Consider the following 25,283-nt stretch of genomic DNA (forward strand, 5'->3'; position numbering starts at 1 on the left):
AAGGCATGGAATTTGCGTTTTATCTTTGCGGACTGGTGGCGGTGCTGACGACGTTGCGCGTCATTACCCACACCAATCCGGTACATGCGTTGCTGTACCTGATCGTTTCGCTGTTATCGATCGCGGGCGTCTTCTTCTCTATGGGTGCCTATTTTGCGGGTGCGCTGGAGATCATCGTCTACGCTGGCGCCATCATGGTGCTGTTCGTCTTCGTCGTTATGATGCTGAACCTGGGCAAGCAGACGGAGAAGCAGGAGCGTGAGTGGCTCAGCCCGTCATTGTGGATTGGTCCCGGCATCGTCTCGTTGCTGCTGCTGGTGGTGATGATTTACGCCATCCTGACGGCGAATGACCAGGGCATTGATGGCACCATCATCGACGCCAAAGCGGTCGGCATCAGCCTGTTTGGTCCTTATGTGCTGGCGGTTGAACTGGCTTCTATGCTGCTGCTGGCAGGTCTGGTCGTGGCGTTCCATATCGGTCGTGAAGAGCGTCAGGGCGAAGTCCTGAGTAACCGTAATGCTGACGCCGCTCAGGTGAAAAAGGAGAACGCATGATCCCGTTACAACATGGATTGATTCTTGCTGCCGTGCTGTTTGTCCTTGGACTGACGTCGCTGGTGATACGCCGCAATCTGCTGTTTATGCTGATCGGCCTTGAAATCATGATCAACGCCGCCGCCTTAGCTCTGGTGGTTGCCGGGAGCTACTGGGGTCAGGCCGATGGACAGGTGATGTATATCCTGGCGATCAGCCTGGCGGCAGCGGAAGCCAGTATTGGTCTGGCGCTGCTGCTTCAGCTCTATCGTCGTCGTCAGACGCTGAACATTGATACTGTGAGCGAGATGCGCGGATGAATCTTCTCTATTTAACTGTCTTGTTTCCGCTGATCGGCTTTCTGCTGTTAGCGTTTTCCCGCGGTCGCTGGTCTGAGAACCTGTCGGCCACGGTAGGTATGGGATCGGTGGGTCTGGCAGCATTGACTACAGTGATGCTCGGATTCGAGTTCTTCGCCAGTGGTCAGCAAGCCTATACCCAGTCACTCTGGACCTGGATGCATGTCGGCAACTTCGACATGAAAGTGAACCTGACGCTGGATGGCCTGTCTCTGACCATGCTGTCAGTCGTCACCGGTGTTGGCTTCTTCATTCATATGTTCGCCTCCTGGTATATGCGTGGAGAAGAGGGCTACTCCCGCTTCTTCGCCTATACCAACCTGTTTATCGCCAGCATGGTTGTTCTGGTGCTGGCCGATAACCTGATGCTGATGTATCTGGGCTGGGAAGGGGTAGGGCTCTGCTCTTATCTGCTGATCGGCTTCTACTACAGCAATCCGGAAAACGGCAAAGCGGCGATGAAAGCCTTTATCATCACCCGCGTGGGCGACGTCTTCCTGGCATTCGGCCTGTTCATTCTCTACAACGAGCTGGGCACGTTGAACTTCCGCGAGATGATGGAACTGGCGCCGGCGCACTTTGCCGCAGACAACCATATGCTGCAGTGGGCAACGCTGATGCTGCTGGGTGGCGCGGTCGGTAAATCGGCACAGTTGCCGTTGCAGACCTGGCTGGCTGATGCGATGGCCGGTCCGACACCGGTTTCAGCACTGATCCACGCCGCGACCATGGTGACAGCGGGTGTTTACCTGATTGCCCGCAGCCACGGTCTCTTCCTGCTGACGCCGGAAGTGCTGCATCTGGTCGGCATCGTCGGGGCAATTACCCTGGTGCTGGCGGGCTTTGCCGCGCTGGTACAGACCGACATCAAACGTGTTCTCGCTTACTCCACCATGAGCCAGATTGGTTACATGTTCCTGGCGTTGGGTGTTCAGGCGTGGGATGCGGCGATTTTCCATCTGATGACGCACGCCTTCTTTAAAGCGTTACTGTTCCTCTCTTCGGGTTCAGTGATTCTGGCCTGCCATCACGAGCAGAACATCTTCAAAATGGGTGGCCTGCGCAAGAGCATTCCGCTGGTCTACACCTGCTTCCTGGTTGGCGGCGCGGCGCTGGCGGCACTGCCGCTGATTACGGCGGGCTTCTACAGTAAAGATGAGATTCTGTTCGGCGCACTGGCTAACGGTCACATCAACCTGATGTTTGCGGGTCTGGTAGGGGCGTTCCTGACCTCTATCTACACCTTCCGCATGATCTTCATCGTGTTCCACGGCGAAGAGAAAATTCATGCGCACGCCGGTAAAGGCATTACCCATCATCTGCCGCTGATTGTACTGCTGCTGCTCTCTACCTTCATTGGTGCGCTGATTACGCCACCGCTGGCGGGTGTATTGCCAGCCAGTGAGTTTGGTGAAGCGGGCAAAGTGGGACTGGAAATCACCTCGGGCGTCGTAGCGATTGTCGGCATTCTGATCGCTGCTGCGCTGTGGCTGGGCAAACGTGAGCTGGTTACCCGTATCGCAAACAGTGCGCCAGGCCGCTTCTTCGGCACCTGGTGGTTTGCGGCCTGGGGCTTCGACTGGCTCTACGATAAAGTGTTCGTTAAACCCTACCTGGGCATTGCGTGGCTGCTGAAGCGCGACCCACTGAATGGTCTGATGAACCTGCCTGCGCTGCTGTCACGCATTGCCAACAAAGGCCTGGTTGTCAGTGAGAACGGCTACCTGCGCTGGTACGTTGCGTCAATGAGCCTGGGTGCCGTACTGGTGCTGGCTCTGCTGCTGGTGATTTAAAGATTGATGAGCGGGGCAGGTTAGTTAATCTGCCCATTGAGAATGTCAAAAATTGTCCTGAGCAAGGGCGTTATCGTCGCAGCCAGTCTGGTTACCGCCAGCGCGCAGCAACCGGAGCATACCGAGGTATGTGAGGATTGCGAGCACTGCCGGGAATCAAACTGGCAAGTAAGATAGCCCGAACTAAGACAAAGAAAAGGGAAGTGTGCCGTGTTATTACCTTGGCTAATTATCATACCCTTCGTCGGCGGTCTGATCTGCTGGCTCACTGAGCGCCTTGGCGCGAAGGTGCCACGCTGGATCGCGCTGATCACCATGGGGCTGACGTTGGCGCTTTCGCTGCAACTCTGGTTGCAGGGAGGCTATTCACTGACGCAGGCAGCGGGCATTCCGCAGTGGCAGTCAAGTTTCTCCGTTCCGTGGATCCCACGCTTCGGCATCAGCTTCCATTTAGCCATTGATGGCCTGTCGCTGCTGATGGTGGTGCTGACCGGCCTGCTCGGTCTGATGGCGGTGCTCTGTTCATGGAATGAGATTTCAAAGTATCAGGGCTTCTTCCATCTGAACCTGATGTGGATCCTGGGCGGCGTAATCGGTGTGTTCCTCTCCATCGACATGTTCCTGTTCTTCTTCTTCTGGGAAATGATGCTGGTGCCGATGTACTTCCTCATCGCGCTCTGGGGTCACAAAGCGTCTGACGGCAAAACCCGTATCTCCGCTGCGACCAAGTTCTTCATCTACACCCAGGCTTCCGGTCTGGTGATGCTGATTGCGATTCTGGGCCTGGTGTTTGTCCACTACAACGCGACCGGTGTCTGGACGTTCAACTATGAACAGCTTCTGAAGACGCCAATGTCGAGCGGTGTTGAATATCTGCTGATGCTGGGCTTCTTTATCGCCTTTGCGGTGAAGATGCCGGTAGTGCCGTTACATGGCTGGCTGCCGGATGCGCACAGTCAGGCGCCGACTGCGGGTTCTGTTGACCTGGCAGGTATCCTGCTGAAAACCGCGGCTTATGGCTTACTGCGTTTCAGTCTGCCGCTGTTCCCGAACGCGTCAACAGAGTTTGCGCCAATCGCTATGTGGTTAGGCATCATTGGGATCTTCTACGGTGCCTGGATGGCCTTCTCGCAGACCGATATCAAACGTCTGATCGCGTATACCTCGATTTCGCACATGGGCTTTGTGCTGATTGCTATCTACACCGGCAGCCAGCTGGCGCTGCAGGGTGCGGTGATTCAGATGATTGCACACGGTCTGTCCGCAGCGGCACTCTTCATTCTGTGTGGTCAGCTGTATGAGCGTCTGCATACCCGTGATATGCGTCAGATGGGTGGTCTGTGGTCGCGCATCAAATGGATTCCGGGTCTGTCGCTCTTCTTTGCTGTCGCCAACCTCGGTATGCCGGGTACGGGTAACTTCGTCGGCGAATTTATGATTCTGACCGGCAGCTTCCAGGTGGTGCCGATGATTATCATCATCGCGACCTTTGGTCTGGTGTTCGCCTCGATTTACTCGCTGGTGATGATGCAGCGCGCTTACTATGGCGAAGCGAAATCGAAAGATCCGCTGCCAGGCATGTCGCCGCGCGAGTTCATGACCATCGGTGTTCTGGTGGTGCTGCTGGTGCTGCTGGGCGTCTATCCACAGCCGATTCTGGATACTTCGCACGCTGCCATGAGCAATATTCAGCAGTGGTTTACCGCTTCAATTTCAACTACAAGGCCGTAATTCGCCATGACAATAACTCCTCACCAATTGATTGCGTTACTACCGCTGTTAATCGTCGGATTGACGGTGGTGGTTGTGATGCTGTCCATTGCCTGGCGACGCAACCACTTCGTTAACGCCACGCTAACGGTAGTTGGCCTGAACCTGGCGCTGCTCTCGCTCTACTTTGTCGGTCAGGTCGGGGCGATGGATGTCACGCCGCTGCTGCGCGTCGATGGCTATTCGATGTTCTATACCGCGCTGGTGATGCTGGCGAGTCTGGCGACCTGTACCTTTGCCTATCCATGGCTGGCGGGTTACCCGGACAACAAAGATGAGTTCTATCTGCTGGTGCTGATTGCGGCCCTCGGTGGCATCGTGCTGGCCAGTGCTAACCATCTGGCCTCGCTGTTCATCGGCATTGAGCTGTTGTCGCTGCCGCTGTTTGGTCTGATTGGCTACGCTTTCCGCCAGAAACGTTCGCTGGAAGCCGCACTGAAATACACCATTCTGTCTGCGGCGGCCTCATCGTTCCTGCTGTTTGGTATTGCGCTTATCTACGCCGACTCCGGTAACCTGAGCTTTGTTGCGCTGGGTCAGAGCCTGACTGACAGCATGATCCATGAGCCACTGCTGCTGGTGGGGCTGGGCATGATGATCATCGGCCTGGGCTTCAAACTTTCACTGGTTCCGTTCCATCTCTGGACGCCCGATGTGTATCAGGGTGCGCCTGCGCCGGTTTCAACCTTCCTGGCGACAGCCAGCAAGATTGCGATCTTCGGTGTCATCATGCGTCTGTTTATGTACGCGCCGGTGACCGACAGCGAAGCGGTGCGCACTGTGCTGGCCATGATCGCCTTCGTTTCGATTCTGTTCGGTAACCTGATGGCGATTTCGCAGAGCAACATCAAGCGTCTGCTGGGTTACTCCTCTATCGCCCACCTCGGCTATCTGCTGGTCGCGCTGATTGCAGTGAAAGATCATCAGCTGTCGCTGGAAACCTCAGGTGTTTACCTGGCCGGTTATCTGTTCAGCAGCCTGGGTGCCTTTGGTGTGGTGAGTCTGATGTCCAGCCCGTATCGTGGCCCGGATGCAGATTCACTCTACTCTTATCGCGGTCTGTTCTGGCATCGTCCTATCCTGTCAGCGGTCATGACAGTGATGATGCTGTCACTGGCCGGTATCCCGATGACGCTGGGCTTTATCGGTAAATTCTACGTGATTGCTTCAGGCGTCAGTGCGCATCTGTGGTGGCTGACCGGTGCGGTAGTAGCGGGCAGTGCGATTGGCCTTTACTACTATCTGCGCGTAACGGTAAGTCTCTACCTCAGCCCGCCAGAACTGCACACCCGTGATACCCCGGCTAACTGGGCATTCACCGCCGGTGGTGTCGTGGTTCTGATTTCTGCCATTCTGGTACTGCTGCTAGGGGTTTACCCGCAGCCGCTCATCAGACTGGTGCAGATGGCTCAGCCACTGATGTAAGCTGATAACTGCGAATAATGAATCAGGCCTCCGGGCCTGATTTTTTTTGTCTGTCAGATGAGGTGACCAGCTGGTGCTGACGACCTCGCGCTGATGTAGAGTGTCTGGTTTAGTAAGGAGAGACCATGAACATTGACTGGCAGGATAAACACCATAGCGAACTTACCGCCCCGGAACTCTATGCGCTGCTGGCGTTGCGCAGTGCGGTGTTTGTGGTGGAGCAACAGTGTGCTTACCTTGATGTGGATGGCAAAGATTTACAGGCCGAAAACAGGCATCTGCTGGGCACGGTGGATGATCAGCTGGTGGCTTATGCGCGACTTCTTTCCCCGGAAGATGAAACCAGCCCGGTGAAAATTGGACGGGTCATTGTTTCAGATCGGGTGCGCGGTGCGCGTCTGGGCAATCGTCTGATGGAGCAGGCGATTAGCAGTTGTCAGCAGCACTGGCCGGGCCGTGACATATTTCTCTCCGCGCAGGCGCATCTTGAAAACTTCTATGGGCAGCATGGCTTTGTGGCGGTGGGGGAGAACTATCTGGAAGATGGCATTCCGCACGTCGATATGCTGAAGAATGCGCCATAAAAAAAGCGAGGCCTGAGCCTCGCTTTATTCCATCAACCCACCGTCATCTGACGGTCATCGACATATTTGCGCTGATCCGGCGCAGGCGGGAAATACTGATAAAGCCAGGTTTCACTCAGCGTCTCATCCTTGCTGCGCAGGAACAGACGCATCTCTACCGGCTGGGTGGAATCGCTGTTCGGATACCAGTCAAACAGGATGCGGTATCCTTTGAGCGGATCGACATACAGAATTTCAACCTGCTTCACGCTGCCGGATGAAACGGTAATCACCGGCTCAATGCCTTTCGGCGCAGCAGCCTGCAGATCACCACCAATAAAATCGATGGCGAAGCGGCGGCACCAGGTTTCCGGGAAGTGTTCGCCAGGCGCCCAGCCTTCCGGGAAACCACCGATACCGGTACGGGTCGCATCCACACGTGCCAGACCGCTACGTACTGGCGGCAGACCACTCCAGTAGAGCTTGTAAGAGAAGTTCAGCTCGCTGCCCGCTTTGACCGGCTCAGCCGGTTGCCAGAAGCAGACTACGTTATCCAGCGTTTCACCGGTGGTCGGGATCTCCATCAGGTTAATTGCGCCTTTGCCCCACTTGCCGACCGGCTCCACCCACAGGCTCGGACGTTTGTCATACCAGCCAATCACATCCTGATAATCTTTGAAGTCGTGATTTAACTGCAGCAGGCCAAAGCCTCGCGGATTCTCATCTTCATAGGCATTGAACTGCAGACGCTGCGGATTATTCAGTGGGCGGGCGATCCATTCGCCTTTACCGGTCCACATCGCCAGACGATCGGAGTCGTGGATCTGCGGATGGTAGGTGTTGCACATGCGGCGCTCGTTGGTGCCGCAGCTGAACATACTGGTCATTGGCGAGATGCCAATCTGACGGATCTCTTTACGGGCGAACAGGTGGTTTTCCACCTCCATCACCACGCGTTTCTCTTCGCAGTGGATGATGAACTTATAGGCACCGGTGACACTCGCGCCATCCAGCAGGGCATAGCAGGTAAAGGTGGTATCTTCCGCTTTCGGCGTTTCAAACCAGAAGGCGGTGAAATCGGGGAACTCTTCCTGGCCATTGCTGAAGGTGTTGATCGCGACACCACGGGCCGAGAGGCCATACTGGTAAGTATCGTCTACCGCACGGAAGTAACTTGCGCCCAGGAATGAGACGATGTCGCGTCGGGCCAGTTCCGGTTTTTTAAAGGCGCGGAAACCGGCAAAGCCGAGGTCAGTTTTGCCCTCCAGCTGCTTAGTATCAACCTTCGCGTCGTTATAGTTGAACAGCTCAGGGCGGAAGTGAATTTCGCGTGCCTGACGGCTCTCGCCGTCAACAGAGAACATGCGGATGCGCCGCTTGAAGCCCATGCCGACGTGGAAGAACTGCACGTCCAGCTGACGATCGGGCAGGTTATTCCAGAGTGAGTGGTTGGCGTCATACTGAATTTCGTTGTACGCCTGTGGGGTCAGTGTGGCCAGCGTCTCCGGCAGTGCACCTGGTGCACCGCCCCAGGGTTTCTTCGCCAGCGCAGCCGCGTTTTTCTTCAATACGTCGAAATCGAAGCGTACGGCGGTTCCGTCAGCAATGCCATCTTCTGCCCATGCGGATTGCGCAAACAGCGTTGACAGGCCGGTCATGCCGCTGACGGCAGAGAAGGCCATTGACGCTTTCATAAACATTCTTCGATTCATGCCAGAGATCATTCCTTAGCTGTTCGAGGGTGTCGTGACTGTTGTGCAACATGCACTTTCATGGCCCGATAATCACAGGCAACAGAGGGGTACGACAGTAGGGTTACTGGAAAATTCAGTCACGACAAAATTTATCAGATTAATCAAAGAAGCGAAGCGAAATTCGGCGGTTGCCGCTGCGTCTTACACTTCTTTGCGCAGCGAAGCGGCGCACCGCCTGCACTGAGTAAGATTAACAGATGAAAAATCAGGTGATTCCTGGAGCAGGAAATCAGCAGAGCGCCAGATTATGGCTATAGTTAATGAACTGCTTTGCAATTCACACGGAGGAAATAATGGTAAATCAGACAAATCAATTCGAATCGGGCCTCGATGACGATATTGCGTTACTGACCGAAACCCTGGAAGAAGTGCTTAAGGCATCAGGCGATCCGGCCGATCAGAAATACATTGAGCTTAAAAGCAAAGCTGAACAGGCGCTGAACGATGTTAAATCCCGTGTCAGCCAGGCGTCCGACAGTTACTACTATCGCGCTAAACAAGCGGCATACCGTGCAGACGATTACGTGCACGAAAAACCGTGGCAGGGCGTGGGTATTGGTGCAACCGCGGGTCTGGTTCTCGGCCTACTGCTGGCGCGTCGCTAATCGCGATTCGCTGATGTAGCGCGGTAACAGACGACAGCAGTAAACCTGCGGCGGGGAAATCCCGCCGTTTTTTTTATTGTGTTCTTAACCCCCTCATTGATTCACCTCTGTTGAGCCTGCCTCACCCTCATTCACTTTTATGCGCAACGTGCTGCTTTAGATAAACCAGTAACAAACACGGGTCACACAGATTGTGTTTCGCAGGTGGACTTCATACAGTTAAATAAACGTGAAAAGGAGAACCGGACGTGATTAGAATTGAGATGCTGTCTACCGGGGATGAGGTGCTGCATGGCCAAATCGTCGATACCAATGCCGCCTGGCTGGCTGATATTTTATTCCAGCAAGGTTTGCCCATGACCAGCCGAACCACGGTTGGGGATTCACTGGAATCGCTCATCGAGACCCTGCAGGCACGAAGCCATGAGGCCGACGTGTTGATTGTGAATGGCGGCCTGGGTCCCACCAGTGACGATCTCAGCGCACTGGCAGCCGCTCGTGCCTGTGGGGTTGAACTGGAGATGCAGCAGGACTGGCTGGAACAAATGGAAGCCTGGTTTGCCAGCCGTGGCCGCGTGATGGCCGCCAGCAATCGCAAGCAGGCTGAAATTCCGGCCAATGCGGAGCTGATTGATAATCCGGTCGGAACCGCCTGTGGCTTTGCCCTGCAACTCAACCGCTGCTGGATATTCTTCACGCCTGGCGTGCCGTCTGAATTTAAGGTGATGGTGGAGCAGCAGATCATTCCCCGTCTGAAAGCAAAATTCTCGCCGCCCGAACCGCCGATTTGTCTGCGACTGACCACCTTTGGTCGCGGTGAAAGTGATATTGCCGCTGAGCTGGAGCCGCTGGCGTTGCCGGAAGGTGTGGTGATGGGCTATCGCTCGTCGATGCCGATCATTGAGATCAAACTGACCGGCCCGGCCAGTCAGCGTGTCGCGATGGAGCAGGTGTGGCAGCAGGTGCGTCTGTTACTGGCGGAGTGCACTATCTTTGAAGGTACGGAAGGCTTACCGGCGCTGCTGGCAGGCGAGTTGACGCAGCGTGGTGAGCAACTGGCGGTCAGCGAGCAATACACCGCCGGGCTGCTTTACTGGCAACTGGCTGCTGCCAGCGTGCCGTTGCGGGGCGCTGACATTTTGCCATCAACGCAGGAGACGCTGGAGCAGCAGGTGACGCGCACGCGCGAACTTGCCGCACAGCAGCAGGCAGCGCTGGCGCTTTCTGTTGGCAGCCTGGAACAGGAAACGATTTCGGTAGCGTTACATACGCCGGATGGCGGCTTTGGTCAGCGCGTGAAGTTCAGCACCGGTCGTCATAACCTGGAGACGCGCCAGAAGGTGGTGGCGATGATGGCGATGAATATGCTGCGCCGCTGGTTACACGGCAGCGAAGTGAGCACCGGCCACGGCTGGATTGATGTGGTTGAATCTGTCAGACAGTAATTTCAGTGAAAACAAAACGGGCACCAGAGGCGCCCGTTTTGTATGTGACTGTGAATGACCCTTTGCGGGGGCATTCTCACAGCAATAAATAAGCTGACTCGATCTAACAGCAAATCAAGCCAGACTTGTTCCGTCTCAGTTATAACTCAAGCTCGATCTCGCCTTTAGCTTTGCAGCAGCAGGGCAGAATCTCATCCTGCTGCACAAAGGCCAGCGGCCGCTGTGGGTAATGCACTTCGCCTTTCAGCAGCCGCATCCGGCAGGAGCCGCAGTAACCTTCGCGGCACTGAAACTCCACGCAGAGATTATTGGCTTCCAGCAGGGAGAGCAGATTGGGGTGATCTTCTGCGCATTCCAGCCGGGCGCCGGAACTGCGCAGAATAACAACGTCGCGACTCATGATTAAAGCTGGAAGTCGTCGAAGTCGTTAGCGCCTACTTCAGAATCGATCTGACCCACCAGATAGGAGCTCACTTCCACTTCCTGTGGCGCAACCTGCACGTTGTCAGACACCAGCCAGGAGTTAATCCATGGGATCGGGTTAGAGCGCGTCTGGAAGGGCAGATCAAGGCCAACTGCCTGCATACGGATATTGGTGATGTACTCAATGTACTGGCAGAGAATGTCTTTGTTCAGGCCGATCATTGAACCGCCGCTGAACAGATATTCCGCCCACTCTTTCTCCTGCAGCGCTGCCTTCTTAAACAGCTCGAAGCACTCTTCACGACACTCTGCCGCAATCTCTTTCATTTCCGGATCGTCTTCGCCGCTGCGCAGCAGGTTCAGCATATGCTGGGTGCCGGTCAGGTGCAGCGCTTCATCGCGGGCGATCAGTTTGATGATTTTGGCATTGCCTTCCATCAGTTCACGCTCGGCGAAAGCGAATGAACATGCGAAGCTGACATAGAAACGGATCGCTTCCAGCGCATTGACGCTCATCAGGCAGATATAGAGCTGCTTCTTCAGGGCGCGCAGGCTGACCACAACCTGTTTGTCGTTGACCTTATGCGTGCCTTCGCCCAGCTGATGCCAGTAGTTGGTCATCTCAATCAGATCGTCGTAATAGCGAGAGATATCCTGGGCACGCGCCAGAATCTGCTCATTGGTGACGATATCGTCGAATACCACCGCCGGATCGTTAACGATATTACGGATGATATGGGTGTAAGAACGCGAGTGGATCGTCTCGGAGAACGCCCAGGTTTCAATCCAGGTTTCCAGCTCAGGAATCGAGATCAGCGGAAGCAGGGCGACGTTCGGGCTGCGACCCTGAATGGAATCCAGCAGTGTCTGATACTTCAGGTTGCTGATAAAGATATGCTTCTCGTGGTCCGGCAGCGCCTGGTAGTCAATTCGGTCGCGTGAGACATCAACCTCTTCCGGACGCCAGAAGAAGGAGAGCTGCTTTTCGATCAGCTTTTCAAAGATGTCATATTTTTGCTGATCGAAGCGCGCCACGTTTACGGACTGACCGAAAAACATCGGCTCTTTCAGCTGATCATTTTTGTTCTGTGAGAAAGTGGAGTAAGCCATAAAAGTTGTCCAAAAGTAGACGAAGCCAGGCCTCGTGAAATGAATGAGGCGGGAGAATCTCCCGCCTGACCATTAGATTTTACAGGCGCCGCTCTCGCAGCCATCATCCTGGATAGAAGGTGCCAGGTCATCCTGCGCATCTTCCGCACCGTCACGGGTGTTCTGATAGTAGAGCGTTTTCACGCCAAACTTGTACGCGGTCAGCAGATCTTTCAGCAGCTGTTTCATCGGCACTTTACCGTTAGTAAAGCGTGATGGATCGTAGTTGGTGTTAGACGAAATCGCCTGGTCGATGAATTTCTGCATCAGGCCCACCAGTTGCAGGTAACCATCGTTGTTCGGCATTTCCCACAGCAGTTCGTACTGATCTTTCAGACGCTCATACTCCGGCACCACCTGACGCAGGATGCCATCTTTCGATGCTTTGATGCTGATGTGACCGCGTGGTGGCTCGATGCCGTTGGTGGCATTGGAGATCTGCGACGAGGTCTCAGACGGCATCAGCGCAGACAGGGTCGAGTTACGCAGGCCGTGCGTTTTGATCTCTTCACGCAGGCTCTCCCAGTCGAGATGCAGCGGTTCGTTGCTGATCGCGTCCAGATCTTTCTTGTAGGTGTCGATCGGCATGATGCCCTGCGCATAGGTGGTTTCATTGAACCACGGGCAGGCACCTTGCTCTTTCGCCAGCTCATTGGACGCTTTCAGCAGGTAATACTGAATGGCTTCAAAGGTTTTGTGCGTCAGGCCATTGGCGCTGCCATCGGAGTAGCGCACACCGTGCTTCGCCAGATAGTAAGCGTAGTTGATCACGCCAATACCCAGGGTACGACGACCCATTGCGCCACGCTGGGCAGCCGGAATCGGGTAATCCTGATAATCGAGCAGCGCATCGAGCGCACGAACGGCGAGGGTAGCCAGCTCTTCCAGATCGTCGAGGCTTTCGATGGCGCCAAGGTTGAACGCAGAAAGCGTACACAGTGCAATCTCACCGTTTTCGTCGTTAACATCTTCCAGCGGTTTGGTCGGCAGGGCGATTTCCAGGCAGAGGTTAGACTGGCGAACCGGGGCGATGCGCGGATCAAACGGGCTGTGAGTGTTGCAGTGATCGACGTTCTGAATGTAGATACGGCCGGTTGAAGCACGTTCCTGCATCATCAGCGAGAAGAGATCGACCGCTTTAACACGCTGCTTACGGATGCTCTGATCCTGCTCATATTTGGTGTAGAGACGTTCGAACTCATCCTGATCGGCGAAGAACGCATCATACAGGCCTGGCACGTCAGACGGGCTGAACAGGGTGATATCTTCGCCTTTCAGCAGGCGCTGATACATCAGCTTGTTGAGCTGTACACCGTAGTCCATGTGACGCACGCGGTTGCCTTCAACACCACGGTTGTTTTTCAGCACCAGCAGGCTTTCGATTTCCAGATGCCACATCGGGTAGAACAGCGTCGCTGCACCGCCACGCACGCCGCCCTGAGAACAGGACTTCACCGCAGTCTGGAAATGCTTGTAGAACGGGATACAGCCGGTGTGGAACGCTTCACCGCCGCGAATCGGGCTGCCCAGCGCACGGATACGACCGGCGTTGATGCCGATACCAGCACGCTGAGAAACATATTTCACAATCGCGCTTGAGGTGGCGTTGATGGAGTCCAGGCTGTCGCCGCACTCGATCAGCACACAGGAGCTGAACTGACGCGTCGGGGTTCGCACACCTGACATGATTGGCGTCGGCAGCGAGATTTTAAACGTTGAGATCGCATCATAGAAACGCTTGATGTAATCCATACGCGTATCGCGCGGGTAGCCAGAGAAGAGGCAGGCCGCGACCAGAATGTAGAGGAACTGCGCACTCTCGTAGATTTCACCCGAGACGCGGTTCTGCACCAGATATTTGCCTTCCAGCTGCTTCACGGCGGCATAGGAGAAGTTCATGTCTCGCCAGTGGTCGAGGAACTCGTCCATCTGCGCGAATTCTTCCTGGCTGTAATCTTCCAGCAGGTGGCGATCATATTTGCCCATGTCGACCATCTTAACGACCTGATCATAAAGCTTCGGCGGCTCAAACTGACCATACGCTTTTTTGCGCAGGTGGAAGATCGCCAGGCGGGCAGCCAGGTACTGATAGTCAGGGGCATCGCGAGAGATGAGGTCTGCTGCGGCCTTGATGATAGTCTCATGAATGTCAGACGTTCTGATTCCATCATAGAACTGAATGTGAGAGCGCAGTTCCACCTGTGACACTGAGACGTTGTTCAGCCCTTCAGCTGCCCAGTCCAGCACACGGTGAATTTTATCGAGATCAATGCGCTCCTGGCGGCCATCGCGTTTAGTAACGAGCAGACTCTGGTTCATGTCGCGTATTTACCTTTGCGTGAGTATCCAAAAATTAAAAGAAATCCCGGTTTATACACAGCCTATTCATTGTGAATAATGTGTGGATAAACACTACATCTAGGGGGTGAAGAGAAAAGTCATAACTACATGGGGGCATATTTTAGTATTTTACGGCCGCTTAACAAGAGCAAAAAATGATGGCTGGAGGGGTTGTAATTCTTGCGAAATTTCTTAGCCCACGCCTTGTAAGGCCTGGCAACATGTCAACCGGATCACACTTTTTTTTCTTATTATGATCGGGCGCGTGTTTCTTATTCAATCCTCAGGATTCAGCCAGAAAAGGGATGAAAAATGGATAAAAGCCGCTAGCAGGGGGCCGCGACGTTGAGCGGATGCGGGCATGGCTGACGTAACCTATTGGCAGCCATCGGAATGCCTGCCACCAGGCGAGGGCAGTGACCGCTCTGACAGGAAGAGCAGGCAGAGGAAAAAGTGCCCGCCCGGATTCAGGCGGGCAGATGACTTAACCCGCGTGGTGAGTGTGCACCATATAATTCACATCAGTGCCGGGCGCCAGTTTGAAGCGGTTGGTCACCGGGTTGTAATGCAGGCCAATAATGTGGCGTTCACGCAGGGGCGTTTCATCGACCCAGCCCAGCAGTTCGGATGGGCGGATGAATTTCTTCACATCATGGGTGCCGCGCGGCAACATGCGCAGCACATATTCCGCGCCGAAAATCGCCAGCAGCCAGGCCTTTGGATTGCGGTTCAGCGTTGAGAAAAAGACTTCGCCGCCGGGCTTGACCAGCTTCGCACAGGCGTGAATCACCGAGCGCGGATCCGGCACGTGCTCCAGCATCTCCATACATGTCACCACATCATACTTTCCGGCGTTCTGATCGGCATGCTCTTCAACGGTCTGTTGCACATAGTCCAGCGTCACGCCGCTCTCCAGAGCATGCAGGCGCGCCACGGCCAGCGGTTCCGCACCCATATCCAGACCGGTCACGACGGCGCCTTCACGCGCCATGCTTTCGGATAAAATGCCGCCGCCGCATCCGACGTCGAGCACGGTTTTACCGAACAGACCGTTGCTGTGCTGCGCGATGTAGCCCAGGCGCAGCGGGTTGATACGGTGCAACGGTTTAAATTCACCCTCCAGATCCCACCAGCGCGAGGCAACGGCCTCAAACTTGGCAATTTCCTGCGCATCGACGTTATGCTGATGATTCTGCGGTTGTGCATTCATTGAATCGTAACTCCTGACAAAATGTGCCCACAGTATAAACGCTTAACCGCAGTTGGCACACCTTTCAGGGGCAATGAAAAGCGGGGGAAATCGGTGGTTAACGTTCACCAGAGCATTGCAGTGTGATATACTTTCGCACCTTTAAAATCCGGGATTAAGTAGAGGGATAGCGGCTCCATGAGCGACCTTGCGAGAGAAATTACACCGGTCAATATCGAAGAAGAATTAAAAAATTCTTACCTCGGTTACGCCATGTCGGTCATCGTTGGCCGAGCTTTACCCGATGTGCGTGATGGCCTGAAGCCGGTTCACCGTCGCGTTCTTTTTGCGATGAGTGTACTGGGTAACGACTGGAACAAACCCTATAAAAAATCTGCCCGCGTCGTCGGTGACGTTATCGGTAAATATCACCCGCATGGTGATTCCGCCGTTTACGACACCATTGTACGTATGGCCCAGCCTTTCTCCCTGCGTTACATGCTGGTGGACGGACAAGGCAACTTCGGTTCCATCGACGGCGACTCCGCCGCGGCGATGCGTTATACCGAAATTCGCATGTCGAAAATTGCCCACGACCTGTTAGCTGACCTGGAAAAAGAGACCGTCGATTTCGTCCCGAACTATGACGGCACTGAGCAGATCCCTGAAGTTCTGCCAACCAAAATCCCTAACCTGCTGGTGAACGGTTCTTCCGGTATCGCTGTGGGTATGGCAACCAACATTCCACCGCATAACCTGCGTGAAGTGATTAACGGCTGCCTGGCATATATTGAAAATGAAGACATCAGCATCGAAGAGCTGATGGAGCACATTCCGGGGCCAGATTTCCCGACAGCCGCCATCATCAATGGTCGCCGTGGTATTGAAGAAGCGTACCGCACCGGTCGCGGTAAAATTTATATCCGTGCGCGTGGCGAAGTGGAAGCCGATGCGAAAACGGGCCGCGAGACCATCATCATTCATGAGCTTCCGTATCAGGTTAACAAAGCACGCCTGATTGAGAAGATTGCGGAGCTGGTGAAAGAGAAGCGCGTTGAAGGCATCAGCGCACTGCGCGATGAGTCTGATAAAGACGGCATGCGTATCGTGATTGAGATCAAGCGCGATGCCGTCGGCGAAGTGGTTCTGAATAATCTCTATTCACTGACCCAGCTGCAGACCTCTTTTGGTATCAATATGGTGGCGCTGCATCAGGGCCAGCCAAAGATTATGGCACTGAAGGAGATTCTGGACGCCTTCGTTCGCCATCGTCGTGAAGTCGTGACGCGTCGTACTATTTTCGAACTGCGTAAAGCCCGTGACCGTGCGCATATTCTGGAAGGTCTGGCGATTGCGCTGGCGAATATCGATCCGATTATTGAGCTTATTCGTCGTGCACCTAACCCGGCAGAAGCGAAAGCGGGTCTGATTGCGCAGGCGTGGGATCTGGGTAATGTGTCAGCGATGCTGGAACGTGCGGGCGACGATGCCGCTCGTCCGGAGTGGCTGGATCCGCAGTACGGCATCCGTGACGGTCAGTACTATCTGACCGAGCAGCAGGCTCAGGCGATTCTGGATCTGCGTCTGCAGAAACTGACCGGTCTTGAGCACGAGAAGCTGCTGGATGAGTATAAAGGTCTGCTGGAGCAGATCGCAGAGCTGTTGCGCATTCTGTCTGACGCCGATCGTCTGATGGAAGTGATTCGCGAAGAGCTGGAGCTGATGCGTGATCAGTTCGGCGATGAGCGTCGCACAGAGATTACTGCCAATACCGCTGATATTAATATCGAAGACCTGATCAATCAGGAAGATGTTGTGGTGACATTGTCGCATCAGGGCTACGTGAAGTATCAGCCGCTGACCGATTATGAAGCGCAGCGTCGTGGTGGTAAAGGCAAGTCAGCCGCACGTATTAAAGAAGAGGACTTCATTGATCGTCTGCTGGTGGCCAATACCCATGACACGATTCTCTGCTTCTCAAGCCGTGGTCGTCTCTACTGGATGAAGGTTTATCAGTTGCCGGAAGCGAGTCGTGGTGCGCGGGGACGTCCGATCGTGAACCTGCTGCCGCTGGAAGCCAACGAGCGTATTACAGCGATTCTGCCGGTACGTGAGTATACCGAAGGCTTCAATATCTTTATGGCGACCGCGCTGGGAACCGTGAAGAAGACCGCGCTGAAAGAGTTCAGCCGTCCGCGCAGCGCCGGTATTATTGCCGTGAACCTGCGTGACGATGATGAGCTGATCGGTGTGGCGCTGACCAATGGTAATGACGAAGCGATGCTGTTCTCAGCGGCCGGTAAAGTGGTGCGCTTTGCAGAAACCGCAGTCCGTGCGATGGGTCGTACTGCCTCTGGCGTTCGCGGCATCAGGCTGGCTGAAGGCGATCGTGTGGTCTCGCTAATTGTACCGCGTGAAGAGGGTGCAATTATGACCGTGACCCAGAATGGTTACGGTAAGCGTACTGCCAACAGCGAATACCCGACCAAGTCGCGTGCGACGCAGGGTGTTATTTCTATCAAAGTGACCGAACGTAATGGTCCGGTGATTGGCGCGGTTCAGGTTGTCGATGGCGATCAGATTATGATGATCACCGATGCTGGTACGCTGGTGCGTACCCGCGTGTCAGAAGTGAGCGTCGTGGGTCGTAATACCCAGGGTGTGATTCTGATTCGTACCGCAGAGGATGAGAACGTGGTCGGTCTGCAGCGTGTTGCCGAGCCGGTTGAAGAAGAAGAGCTGGATTCAATCGACGGTAGCGTAGCGGAAGGCGAGGATGATATCGCGCCAGAAGCAGAGATCGACGATGAAGAGATTGCACCGGAAGCGGATGCAGAAGACGAAGACGACGCGGCTGAAGACGAAGAATAATTTGTCTGATGTGAGCTGAGGTTCGTTGCAGAAACGGCAGGTCAGGGGAAACCCGGCCTGCCGTTTTTTTTGATGTGATGGGGAGGATTGCAGGGAGCAGGGAGCTTATGGCTGCGAAATCGGAGCCGTCGAAAGACCCGCACTGCCCGATCGCAAAGGAATCCCGCATCCCTGCGGATCGGCCACGCCATCCCTGGCGTGGACGCTTTGCTCTTCGGGAAGTGCAGGTCTTTCTTGTTGGGGTTGTGGTGTCGCTTTGTGTGGGTTGCAGGACAGAGGTGGCAGAGGGGCGGGAGCTGGTGGCTGTGAGAGGGGAGCCGTCGAAAGGCCCGCACTGCCCGATCGCAAAGGATTCCCGCATCCCTGCGGATCGGCCACGCCATCCCTGGCGTGGACGCTTTGCTCTTCGGGCAGTGCGGGTCTTTCTTGTTTGGGCGGCGGCGTCGTTTTGTGTGGATTGCAGGACAGAGGTGACTGGGTGGGGGAGACGGTGGCTGTCAGTCGGGTGTAGCCGAAAGGCCTGCACTGCCCGATTGCAAAGGAGTCCCGCATCCCTGCGGATCGGCCACGCCATCCCTGGCGTGGACGCTTTGCTCTTCGGGCAGTGCGGGCCTTTCTTGTTTAGTCAGCGGCGTCGCTTTTCAATGTTGTGAGCGTCTGTTTGTTTGAGTGCGCAGAAGCGGCCACTGGATGCTGGAGTTAACGTGTCGCTTTCACTGTCTTAAAAGATTCCCAAACTTTCCGCTAAACCTGCGGCTGGCTGGCTTTTTTCGCCCGATAAAGCTAGTGTATGGGCATTAAAAATCGATGATGCGACTAACCTTGCCAACTGCGAGTCACCTTTGAAATATCCTGTCTCTTTCCGCACTACGCTTCGCATCTCGCGCTACCTTTTCCGCGCGCTGGCGCTGCTAATCTGGACGCTGGGCGCCGTTCTGACAGCGTTTTATATTATCAGCGTACTGCATAATAAAGAGACGCAGGTTCGGCAGGAGTTTGCCAGCAACTACGGCACGATTCAGTGGTATGTGCGCCATTCGGCGGACATGGTGCGTGAACTGAAATATATCACCGAGAACCGCTTAACCAATGCCAGCAGTGGCCTGGATGTACTGACCGGCATGATGCCAGGCAAAACAACCCAGCCGCAGTTTACGCCACTCTTTTCGGATGGCGACTGTACCTCAATGAGCAATACCTGGCGCAACTCGCTCGATTCTCTCAGCTACTACATCAATTACTGGAAAAGTAACTTCGCCTCGTCGTATGAACTGAATCGGGTGTTCTTTATCGGTGGAGAAAGTCAGTGTCTGGCCGACTTTACGATTGGCAGCAGCAACGCTGATCGGGAACGCAGCCTGAAATCGCTGCGTGAGAATGTGCTGCGTTATCGCAACAGCAGTGAAGAAGAGCGCCGAAATCCGATGTACTGGATCAACAGCAGTGCTCAGCCTGGCGTCGGCACTTTCTATATGGTGGTGCCGGTTTACGTCGCGAACAAGTTACAGGCACTGCTGGGTGTTGAGCAAAATATCCGACTGGATGAGTTTATTCAGCCGGGCAGCCTGCCGATCATTGCGTCGATTACCGATGAGAACTATCGTCCACTGCTTAACTCGCGGCGCGGCGGCCTGGGCTTCTCGCTCGACAATCTGCCTGATGATAAAACCTGGTTCGGTTACCTGAATGGTTATCGTCAGCTGGTGCTGAAAAAGCCACTTCCGCCCTCCGATCTGAATGTGGTGTGGTCAGTACCTACCGATGTGATGGTGGATCAGCTCAAGCTGATGATCATCAATGCGCTGCTGCTCAATATTTTCAGTGCCGTTATCCTGTTTACTCTCGCCTGGGTATTCGAGCGCCGGATGTTCCTGCCGGCAGAGGAGAATGCACACCGTCTGGAAGAGCATGAGCAGTTTAACCGTAAGATTGTCGCCTCGGCGCCGGTGGGGATCTGTATCTTACGCACCAGCGACGGCACCAATATTCTGAGTAATGAGCTGGCACATAATTATCTGACGTTGCTGACGCAGGAGGACCGCCTTCGGCTGAATGAAATCATTGGCGGGCAGCAGGTTAACTTTGTTGATGTGCTGACCGGCAGCAATACCAACCTGCAAATCAGCTTTGTGCATTCGCGCTATCGTAATGAGAACGTCGCGATTTGTGTGCTGGTTGATGTCTCGGCGCGCGTAAGGATGGAGCAGTCTCTGCAGGAGATGGCCCACGCGGCAGAGCAGGCGAGCCAGTCAAAATCGATGTTCCTTGCCACCGTCAGTCATGAACTGCGCACGCCGCTCTATGGCATTATCGGTAACCTCGATCTGTTGCAGACCAAAGAGCTACCCAGCGGTATCGACTCGCTGGTGACGGCCATGAACAACTCCTCCAGCCTGCTGCTGAAGATCATCAGTGATATTCTCGACTTCTCGAAAATCGAGTCAGAACAGTTGAAAATTGAGCCACGTCCGTTTGCCCCTCGCGAAATTGTCACGCACATTGTGGGCAACTATCTGTCGCTGGTGGTGAAGAAGCGGCTGACGCTTTACTGCTTTATCGAACATGACGTTCCGCAGGTGCTGGACGGCGATCCGTTGCGCCTGCAGCAGGTGATCTCGAACCTGCTTAACAACGCGATTAAGTTTACGCATACCGGCTGTATTATTCTGCACGCCTACGTTGCACAGGGCTATCTGGCTTTCCGCGTTCGTGATACCGGTGTCGGTATTCCGGCGAAAGAGCTTCCACGCCTGTTTGATCCTTTCTTCCAGGTGGGAAATGGCGTGCAGCGTAATTTCCAGGGGACCGGGCTGGGACTGGCGATCTGTGAAAAGCTGATCAATATGATGGATGGCGACATTGAGGTCGACTCAGAGCCAGGCATGGGCAGCCAGTTTATTGTGCGTATTCCGATTTACCAGGGACAGAAGCCGTCGTTGATGCTGCTGGAGGACTTACAGGATAAGAGAATCTGGCTGGCGATGCGCAATGAGTATCTTGCGGCGTTTATCACGCGTCAGATTCAGCAGCAGGGCATTCAGGTAGCGGAGTATAACGGTAAGCCAGGCCCGGATGATGTGGTCATGACGGATTACGAACTGGAGACTGATGCACCGCTTCGCGCACTGGTCACGTTTGACGGATCCCATGTCGATATGCCGCGTGAACGTCAGCCGGGACGCTGGATCCACTCCACCGCCACACTGCACGAGGTGCCGGCGCTGCTGGCACGCATCTACCGGATTGCACTGGGCAATGACGCCGCCGATGCGCTGCTGCTGGCCACCCCGGTAGAAGAGAAAGTTCATAACGATGACATCATGGTGCTGATCGTCGATGACCATCCTATTAACCGCATGCTGCTGTCTGAACAGCTTGGCACGCTGGGCTATCAGGTGAAAACGGCCCAGGATGGCGTTGATGCCCTGAATGTCCTGAGTCGTAATGAGATTGATATCGTGCTCACCGACGTGAATATGCCGAACATGGATGGTTATCGCCTGACGCAGCGATTACGTCAGCTGGGCCATCTTTTCCCGGTTGTGGGCGTAACGGCGAATGCGCTGGCAGAAGAGAAACAGCGTTGTATGGATGCAGGTATGGATAACTGTCTGTCGAAGCCGGTGACGTTAGACGTGCTGAAAGTGACGCTGGCAATCTATGCTGAACGGGTTCGTAAAACGCGGCGGGGATAGGGCAGGAAAGGGCAGAGGCGAAGCGGTGCAGCTGCACCGCTTCAGGAGGAACTTAGTCTCTTTCGACCTGACTCTGGCTGACAGAGGACAGGTAGTTCAGCAGTGCGATATCGTTATCCACGCCCAGTTTCATCATCGCTGATTTCTTCTGGCTACTGATGGTTTTGATACTGCGGTTCAGTTTCTTGGCGATTTCGGTTACCAGGAAACCTTCTGCAAACAGACGCAGCACTTCACTCTCTTTCGGTGACAGGCGCTTGTCGCCATAACCACCCGCGCTGATCTTCTCCAGCAGTTTCGCAACGCTTTCTGGCGTGTATTTCTTGCCTTTCTGCAGTGCAGCCAATGCTTTTGGTAAATCGGTAGGCGCGCCCTGTTTCAGGACAATCCCTTCGATATCGAGATCAAGGACTGAACTCAGAATCGCCGGGTTATTGTTCATGGTCAGAACAATAATCGAGAGATCCGGGTAGTGGCGTTTAATATATTTAATCAGCGTAATACCATCGCCATACTTCTCACCTGGCATAGAGAGGTCGGTGATCAGGACGTTGGCATCAAGCTTGGACAGATTATTGATCAGTGCTGTTGAGTCTTCGAACTCACCTACAACGTTGACCCATTCAATTTGTTCCAGAGACTTTCGGATACCGAAAAGGACAATTGGATGGTCATCGGCAATAATTACGTTTAAGTTATTCATCTTATTGGTTACCTTGCTGCAGCAGTTGATTGACGTAAGCGTCAATATCACTGGTGGTATTTGTAATGTTTGAATCGTCACACGCTTTAATGTGGTGTTCTAACTCTTCACAAAGCTGTTTGCCGGGAGTCAGATTGAGCATGGCAAACACGCCCTTTAGGCGATGCGCTGTCTGAGCAAGCGAGGCGTAGTCCTTTTCCGCCGACTCAGTATACAGTCTCTTCACATCAACCGGTACTGTCTCCGTAAACAGCTGGAAATAGCCGCCGCTCATTAATGGCGTGGCCGCGTCGTCTTCCATGTCGTTATCCATCACATCATGCGACAGTTGTTTCTCAATCAGGGCCAGCAATGCATCCAGCATCGCATTACTGAGATTGAAATTGACCCGATACTGCTGGTCGTTCAGTGCATGATGACCCAATTCATCTTCCGCCAGCAGCAGTGCCCAGCCGCTAAGCTTCGAGGGATCGTCGGTCACCATGACATCGTGATCCTGACCGGAAATGCGCTCATCAGGTGTCAGACAACGCGCTCCCCAGTTCTCCAGATGACGGCAGACGATTTTATGTACGTCCTCCACGGTGATCTCCACCAGCGCGGTCACGCCATCCAGAATTTTTTCCTCTTCTTCCTCACGCTTCTCTTCCAGCACCAGCGGCAGTTGCATGTTATAGCGCGTGCCGATATCCGCTTTTGCCACGATATCGAGACTGCCACCCATCTGCTTGCAGAGCTGCTTACACAGGAAGAACGCCATGCCGGAGGCCTGTCCGTAACGATCCTGGCTGGTATCCCCCAGGAACGGGAAGTCGACATTCGCCAGTTCATCCACCGTCAGGCCCGCACCGGTATCCACCAGTTCGATGATCACTCTGTCGGCCTGCTTCTCCGCAGCCTTAACTTCCAGGGTAATTTTCCCCCAGCGGGTCGTGGTCAGGGCGTAGTGCATCAACGTGGTCAGGACTTTGCGCAGGGCGCGACGGTCGCCAAAGCGCGTCTCGTCATTCGCCAGATGATTATTCACCACCAGCGACAGCCCTTTGCGGCGCATCAACGGCAGGCTTTCCAGCGCAATCTCATCCAGCAGTTCCTGCAGGTTGAAGACGGTCGCATCCGGTGACCAGTCGTGTGCTTCAAGCCGGTTCAGCAGCACGATATCATCTACCAGTCGCGCCAGGCCCTGGCTCTCGTCGAGCAGGTCCAGTACGGTTTCATCGGCATCACGCTGGCTGAGCTGCACCAGCTGCGCCACCATTTTTTCCAGTGGCTGATTCAGCGCATGGCCCAGATTATGCAGCAGCTGCTGGCGCATCTGATGATTGCGATCCAGCACCTGCTGCGCTTTCTGCAATTTCTTGTTAACCAGCAGTTCGCGATCCTGATCACGCATCATAAACAGCTGCGTATGCGGCGACAGCACGCTGCGGGCGTGTCGGATCTCATACACTTCATTGTTGATGGTGGCCTGCAGCACGCCCTGATGCTGGTCGGACATATTAATGATCTTCTGCAGATTGAGGTGAGGCAAAAGATGTTCAGCAATCTTATTGCTCAGCAGAGTGCGGTTGCTGGCAAAGTCATAAACCAGCAGACCGACCGGAAGGCTGGCCACAATCTCTTCATTCAGCACCCGCAGTGAATCGAGTTCAGCGCTCTGGTTTTCGCTGGGACGCAGTGACTGCTGACGCAGCAGCACGATCCCCGCCAGCGAGAGCAGGAACAGCAGCAGATTGATCAGGAGCGGCCAGAGCAGATTATGCAGGCTGTCGATAATCAGGCGAGTAATCGGCACCTGATAAACCAGCTGCAACGGCGTACTTGGCAGGGTGGCCGCAATCTCGATATTGGGATTAACCAGTGAGACACGGGTATTTTCCACATCCTGCTGTTCACTGCTGCTGGCAGGCATTGAGGTGTCCTGACGCAGCTGGAAGTTTTCCAGCGGCATGTTCTGCGGAACAATATCGTTAACCGGCAGATCAAAGGCGACAACAGTGGCCAGATGGCCCGGCTGGTTAAAGGTGGTGCGCAGCGTGAAATAGTGATCGTTCTGGAAGGCGAGGTGGCGCAGTGGCGAGAAGCTCTCGCGTTCATCCAGCGCATTGGCCTGCTGCAGCATCTCAGCGCGACGGCTATCCACCATTGAACTGATGGCGCTCTCTTTATAGCGCGTTGCCATATCTTTCAGTGGCAGGGTCGAAATCATAATCAGGCTGTTGTCCTGACCATTTAAAAAGTACATCGACCACGTGGGATTTTCCGCGCCCCACAGCGTGTCGAGATAGTTCGACATCCGCATGGTCATATCCAGCGTACTGCTGTCATGTGAGCCGAAAATCAGTGCTTCCGTTTTACGCCGGGTTTTTTCCAGATAATAGACATCAGGACGCAGCCGCGTCTCCTGCAGGTTACTGCCAGGTGGCGCACCGGCTGCGCTGGTTGAGAGGTTTTCATATATCTGCCAGGTGGCAAAGCGATAGGCATCAATACGTTTCTGTACGTCACGCGCCAGATCGTCCATAGCATAGCGTTTCCCGGTCAGCCAGGCATTGACCGAGTTATGCACCATAAAGCCCAGCGCCAGCAGGAGCACCAGATTGAAAACCACAAAAAAGCGGGTGACATTGCCGGAGGTCAGTGGAAACTTATACAACATAGCG

17 protein-coding genes are annotated in these 25,283 nt (G+C 54.6%); 10 read left to right on the top strand and 7 right to left on the bottom strand.

Annotated elements, in window-relative coordinates:
* The first annotated feature begins 5 nt into the window (after positions 1-5).
* The 6 genes from nuoJ (at position 6) to EE896_RS06240 (ending at position 6,467) form a co-directional block, all read left to right on the top strand.
* A complete protein-coding gene (gene nuoJ, locus EE896_RS06215; protein WP_003854237.1) occupies positions 6-557 on the top strand; it encodes an NADH-quinone oxidoreductase subunit J in 552 nt (183 codons plus the stop codon).
* A complete protein-coding gene (nuoK, locus tag EE896_RS06220; RefSeq protein WP_003854236.1) occupies positions 554-856 on the top strand; it encodes an NADH-quinone oxidoreductase subunit NuoK in 303 nt (100 codons plus the stop codon). The genes nuoJ and nuoK overlap by 4 nt, the downstream gene beginning before the upstream one ends.
* On the top strand, positions 853-2,688 hold the full coding sequence (gene nuoL / locus EE896_RS06225) for an NADH-quinone oxidoreductase subunit L (protein WP_140916277.1): 1,836 nt from the start codon (positions 853-855) through the stop codon (positions 2,686-2,688). Before nuoK ends, nuoL begins: the two co-directional genes overlap by 4 nt.
* A gap of 210 nt (positions 2,689-2,898) precedes the next feature.
* The gene (gene nuoM / locus EE896_RS06230; protein ID WP_140916275.1) at positions 2,899-4,419 is read left to right on the top strand and encodes an NADH-quinone oxidoreductase subunit M; all 1,521 of its coding nucleotides are present in this window, start codon (positions 2,899-2,901) and stop codon (positions 4,417-4,419) included.
* 6 nt (positions 4,420-4,425) lie between these two features.
* Positions 4,426-5,883, top strand: a complete 1,458-nt coding sequence (gene nuoN / locus EE896_RS06235; RefSeq protein ID WP_003854230.1) for an NADH-quinone oxidoreductase subunit NuoN — start codon at positions 4,426-4,428, stop codon at positions 5,881-5,883.
* A 125-nt stretch (positions 5,884-6,008) separates the two neighbouring features.
* Entirely contained in the window at positions 6,009-6,467 is a 459-nt protein-coding gene (locus EE896_RS06240; protein WP_105098956.1) for a GNAT family N-acetyltransferase, read from the top strand.
* Positions 6,468-6,499: 32 nt separating this feature from the next.
* Here the strand turns inward: EE896_RS06240 and EE896_RS06245 are convergent, their stop codons facing one another.
* Positions 6,500-8,158 (bottom strand): glucan biosynthesis protein D, encoded by a 1,659-nt coding sequence (locus tag EE896_RS06245; protein WP_008926468.1) that lies wholly within the window; start codon positions 8,156-8,158, stop codon positions 6,500-6,502.
* Positions 8,159-8,493: 335 nt separating this feature from the next.
* Between EE896_RS06245 and elaB the strand changes: the two genes are divergently transcribed.
* Both elaB and EE896_RS06255 read left to right on the top strand, forming a co-directional pair.
* Positions 8,494-8,805, top strand: a complete 312-nt coding sequence (elaB, locus tag EE896_RS06250) for a stress response protein ElaB (protein WP_003854223.1) — start codon at positions 8,494-8,496, stop codon at positions 8,803-8,805.
* A gap of 248 nt (positions 8,806-9,053) precedes the next feature.
* Positions 9,054-10,250, top strand: a complete 1,197-nt coding sequence (locus EE896_RS06255; protein ID WP_140916273.1) for a nicotinamide mononucleotide deamidase-related protein YfaY — start codon at positions 9,054-9,056, stop codon at positions 10,248-10,250.
* 139 nt (positions 10,251-10,389) lie between these two features.
* On the opposite strand, the gene yfaE is transcribed toward EE896_RS06255, so the two are convergent.
* The 4 genes from yfaE to ubiG all read right to left on the bottom strand — a co-directional run bounded on the left by yfaE (position 10,390) and on the right by ubiG (position 15,372).
* Positions 10,390-10,650, bottom strand: coding sequence for a class I ribonucleotide reductase maintenance protein YfaE (gene yfaE / locus EE896_RS06260; protein WP_003854219.1), 261 nt, complete (start codon positions 10,648-10,650; stop codon positions 10,390-10,392).
* Between the two features lie 2 nt (positions 10,651-10,652).
* Entirely contained in the window at positions 10,653-11,783 is a 1,131-nt protein-coding gene (gene nrdB, locus EE896_RS06265; protein ID WP_003854217.1) for a class Ia ribonucleoside-diphosphate reductase subunit beta, read from the bottom strand.
* Positions 11,784-11,855: 72 nt separating this feature from the next.
* Positions 11,856-14,141: a class 1a ribonucleoside-diphosphate reductase subunit alpha gene (nrdA, locus tag EE896_RS06270; protein WP_003854215.1), complete on the bottom strand. Its 2,286-nt coding sequence runs from the start codon at positions 14,139-14,141 to the stop codon at positions 11,856-11,858.
* A 505-nt stretch (positions 14,142-14,646) separates the two neighbouring features.
* On the bottom strand, positions 14,647-15,372 hold the full coding sequence (gene ubiG / locus EE896_RS06275) for a bifunctional 2-polyprenyl-6-hydroxyphenol methylase/3-demethylubiquinol 3-O-methyltransferase UbiG (RefSeq protein ID WP_003854209.1): 726 nt from the start codon (positions 15,370-15,372) through the stop codon (positions 14,647-14,649).
* A gap of 177 nt (positions 15,373-15,549) precedes the next feature.
* On the opposite strand from ubiG, the gene gyrA reads away from it, so the two are divergent.
* Both gyrA and rcsC read left to right on the top strand, forming a co-directional pair.
* Complete coding sequence (gene gyrA, locus EE896_RS06280) at positions 15,550-18,222, top strand: DNA topoisomerase (ATP-hydrolyzing) subunit A (RefSeq protein WP_003854208.1); 2,673 nt, start codon at positions 15,550-15,552, stop codon at positions 18,220-18,222.
* Between the two features lie 842 nt (positions 18,223-19,064).
* Positions 19,065-21,917 carry a two-component system sensor histidine kinase RcsC gene (rcsC, locus tag EE896_RS06285; RefSeq protein WP_003854206.1) on the top strand — a complete coding sequence of 951 codons (2,853 nt, stop codon included), beginning with the start codon at positions 19,065-19,067 and terminating at the stop codon, positions 21,915-21,917.
* A gap of 52 nt (positions 21,918-21,969) precedes the next feature.
* Here the strand turns inward: rcsC and rcsB are convergent, their stop codons facing one another.
* Complete coding sequence (rcsB, locus tag EE896_RS06290) at positions 21,970-22,620, bottom strand: response regulator transcription factor RcsB (protein WP_003854204.1); 651 nt, start codon at positions 22,618-22,620, stop codon at positions 21,970-21,972.
* A gap of 1 nt (position 22,621) precedes the next feature.
* On the bottom strand, positions 22,622-25,279 hold the full coding sequence (rcsD, locus tag EE896_RS06295; RefSeq protein ID WP_008926131.1) for a phosphotransferase RcsD: 2,658 nt from the start codon (positions 25,277-25,279) through the stop codon (positions 22,622-22,624).
* Positions 25,280-25,283: the final 4 nt, after the last annotated feature.

It is taken from the genome of Pantoea eucalypti (assembly GCF_009646115.1).
GTDB classification, from domain to species: Bacteria; Pseudomonadota; Gammaproteobacteria; order Enterobacterales; family Enterobacteriaceae; genus Pantoea; species Pantoea eucalypti.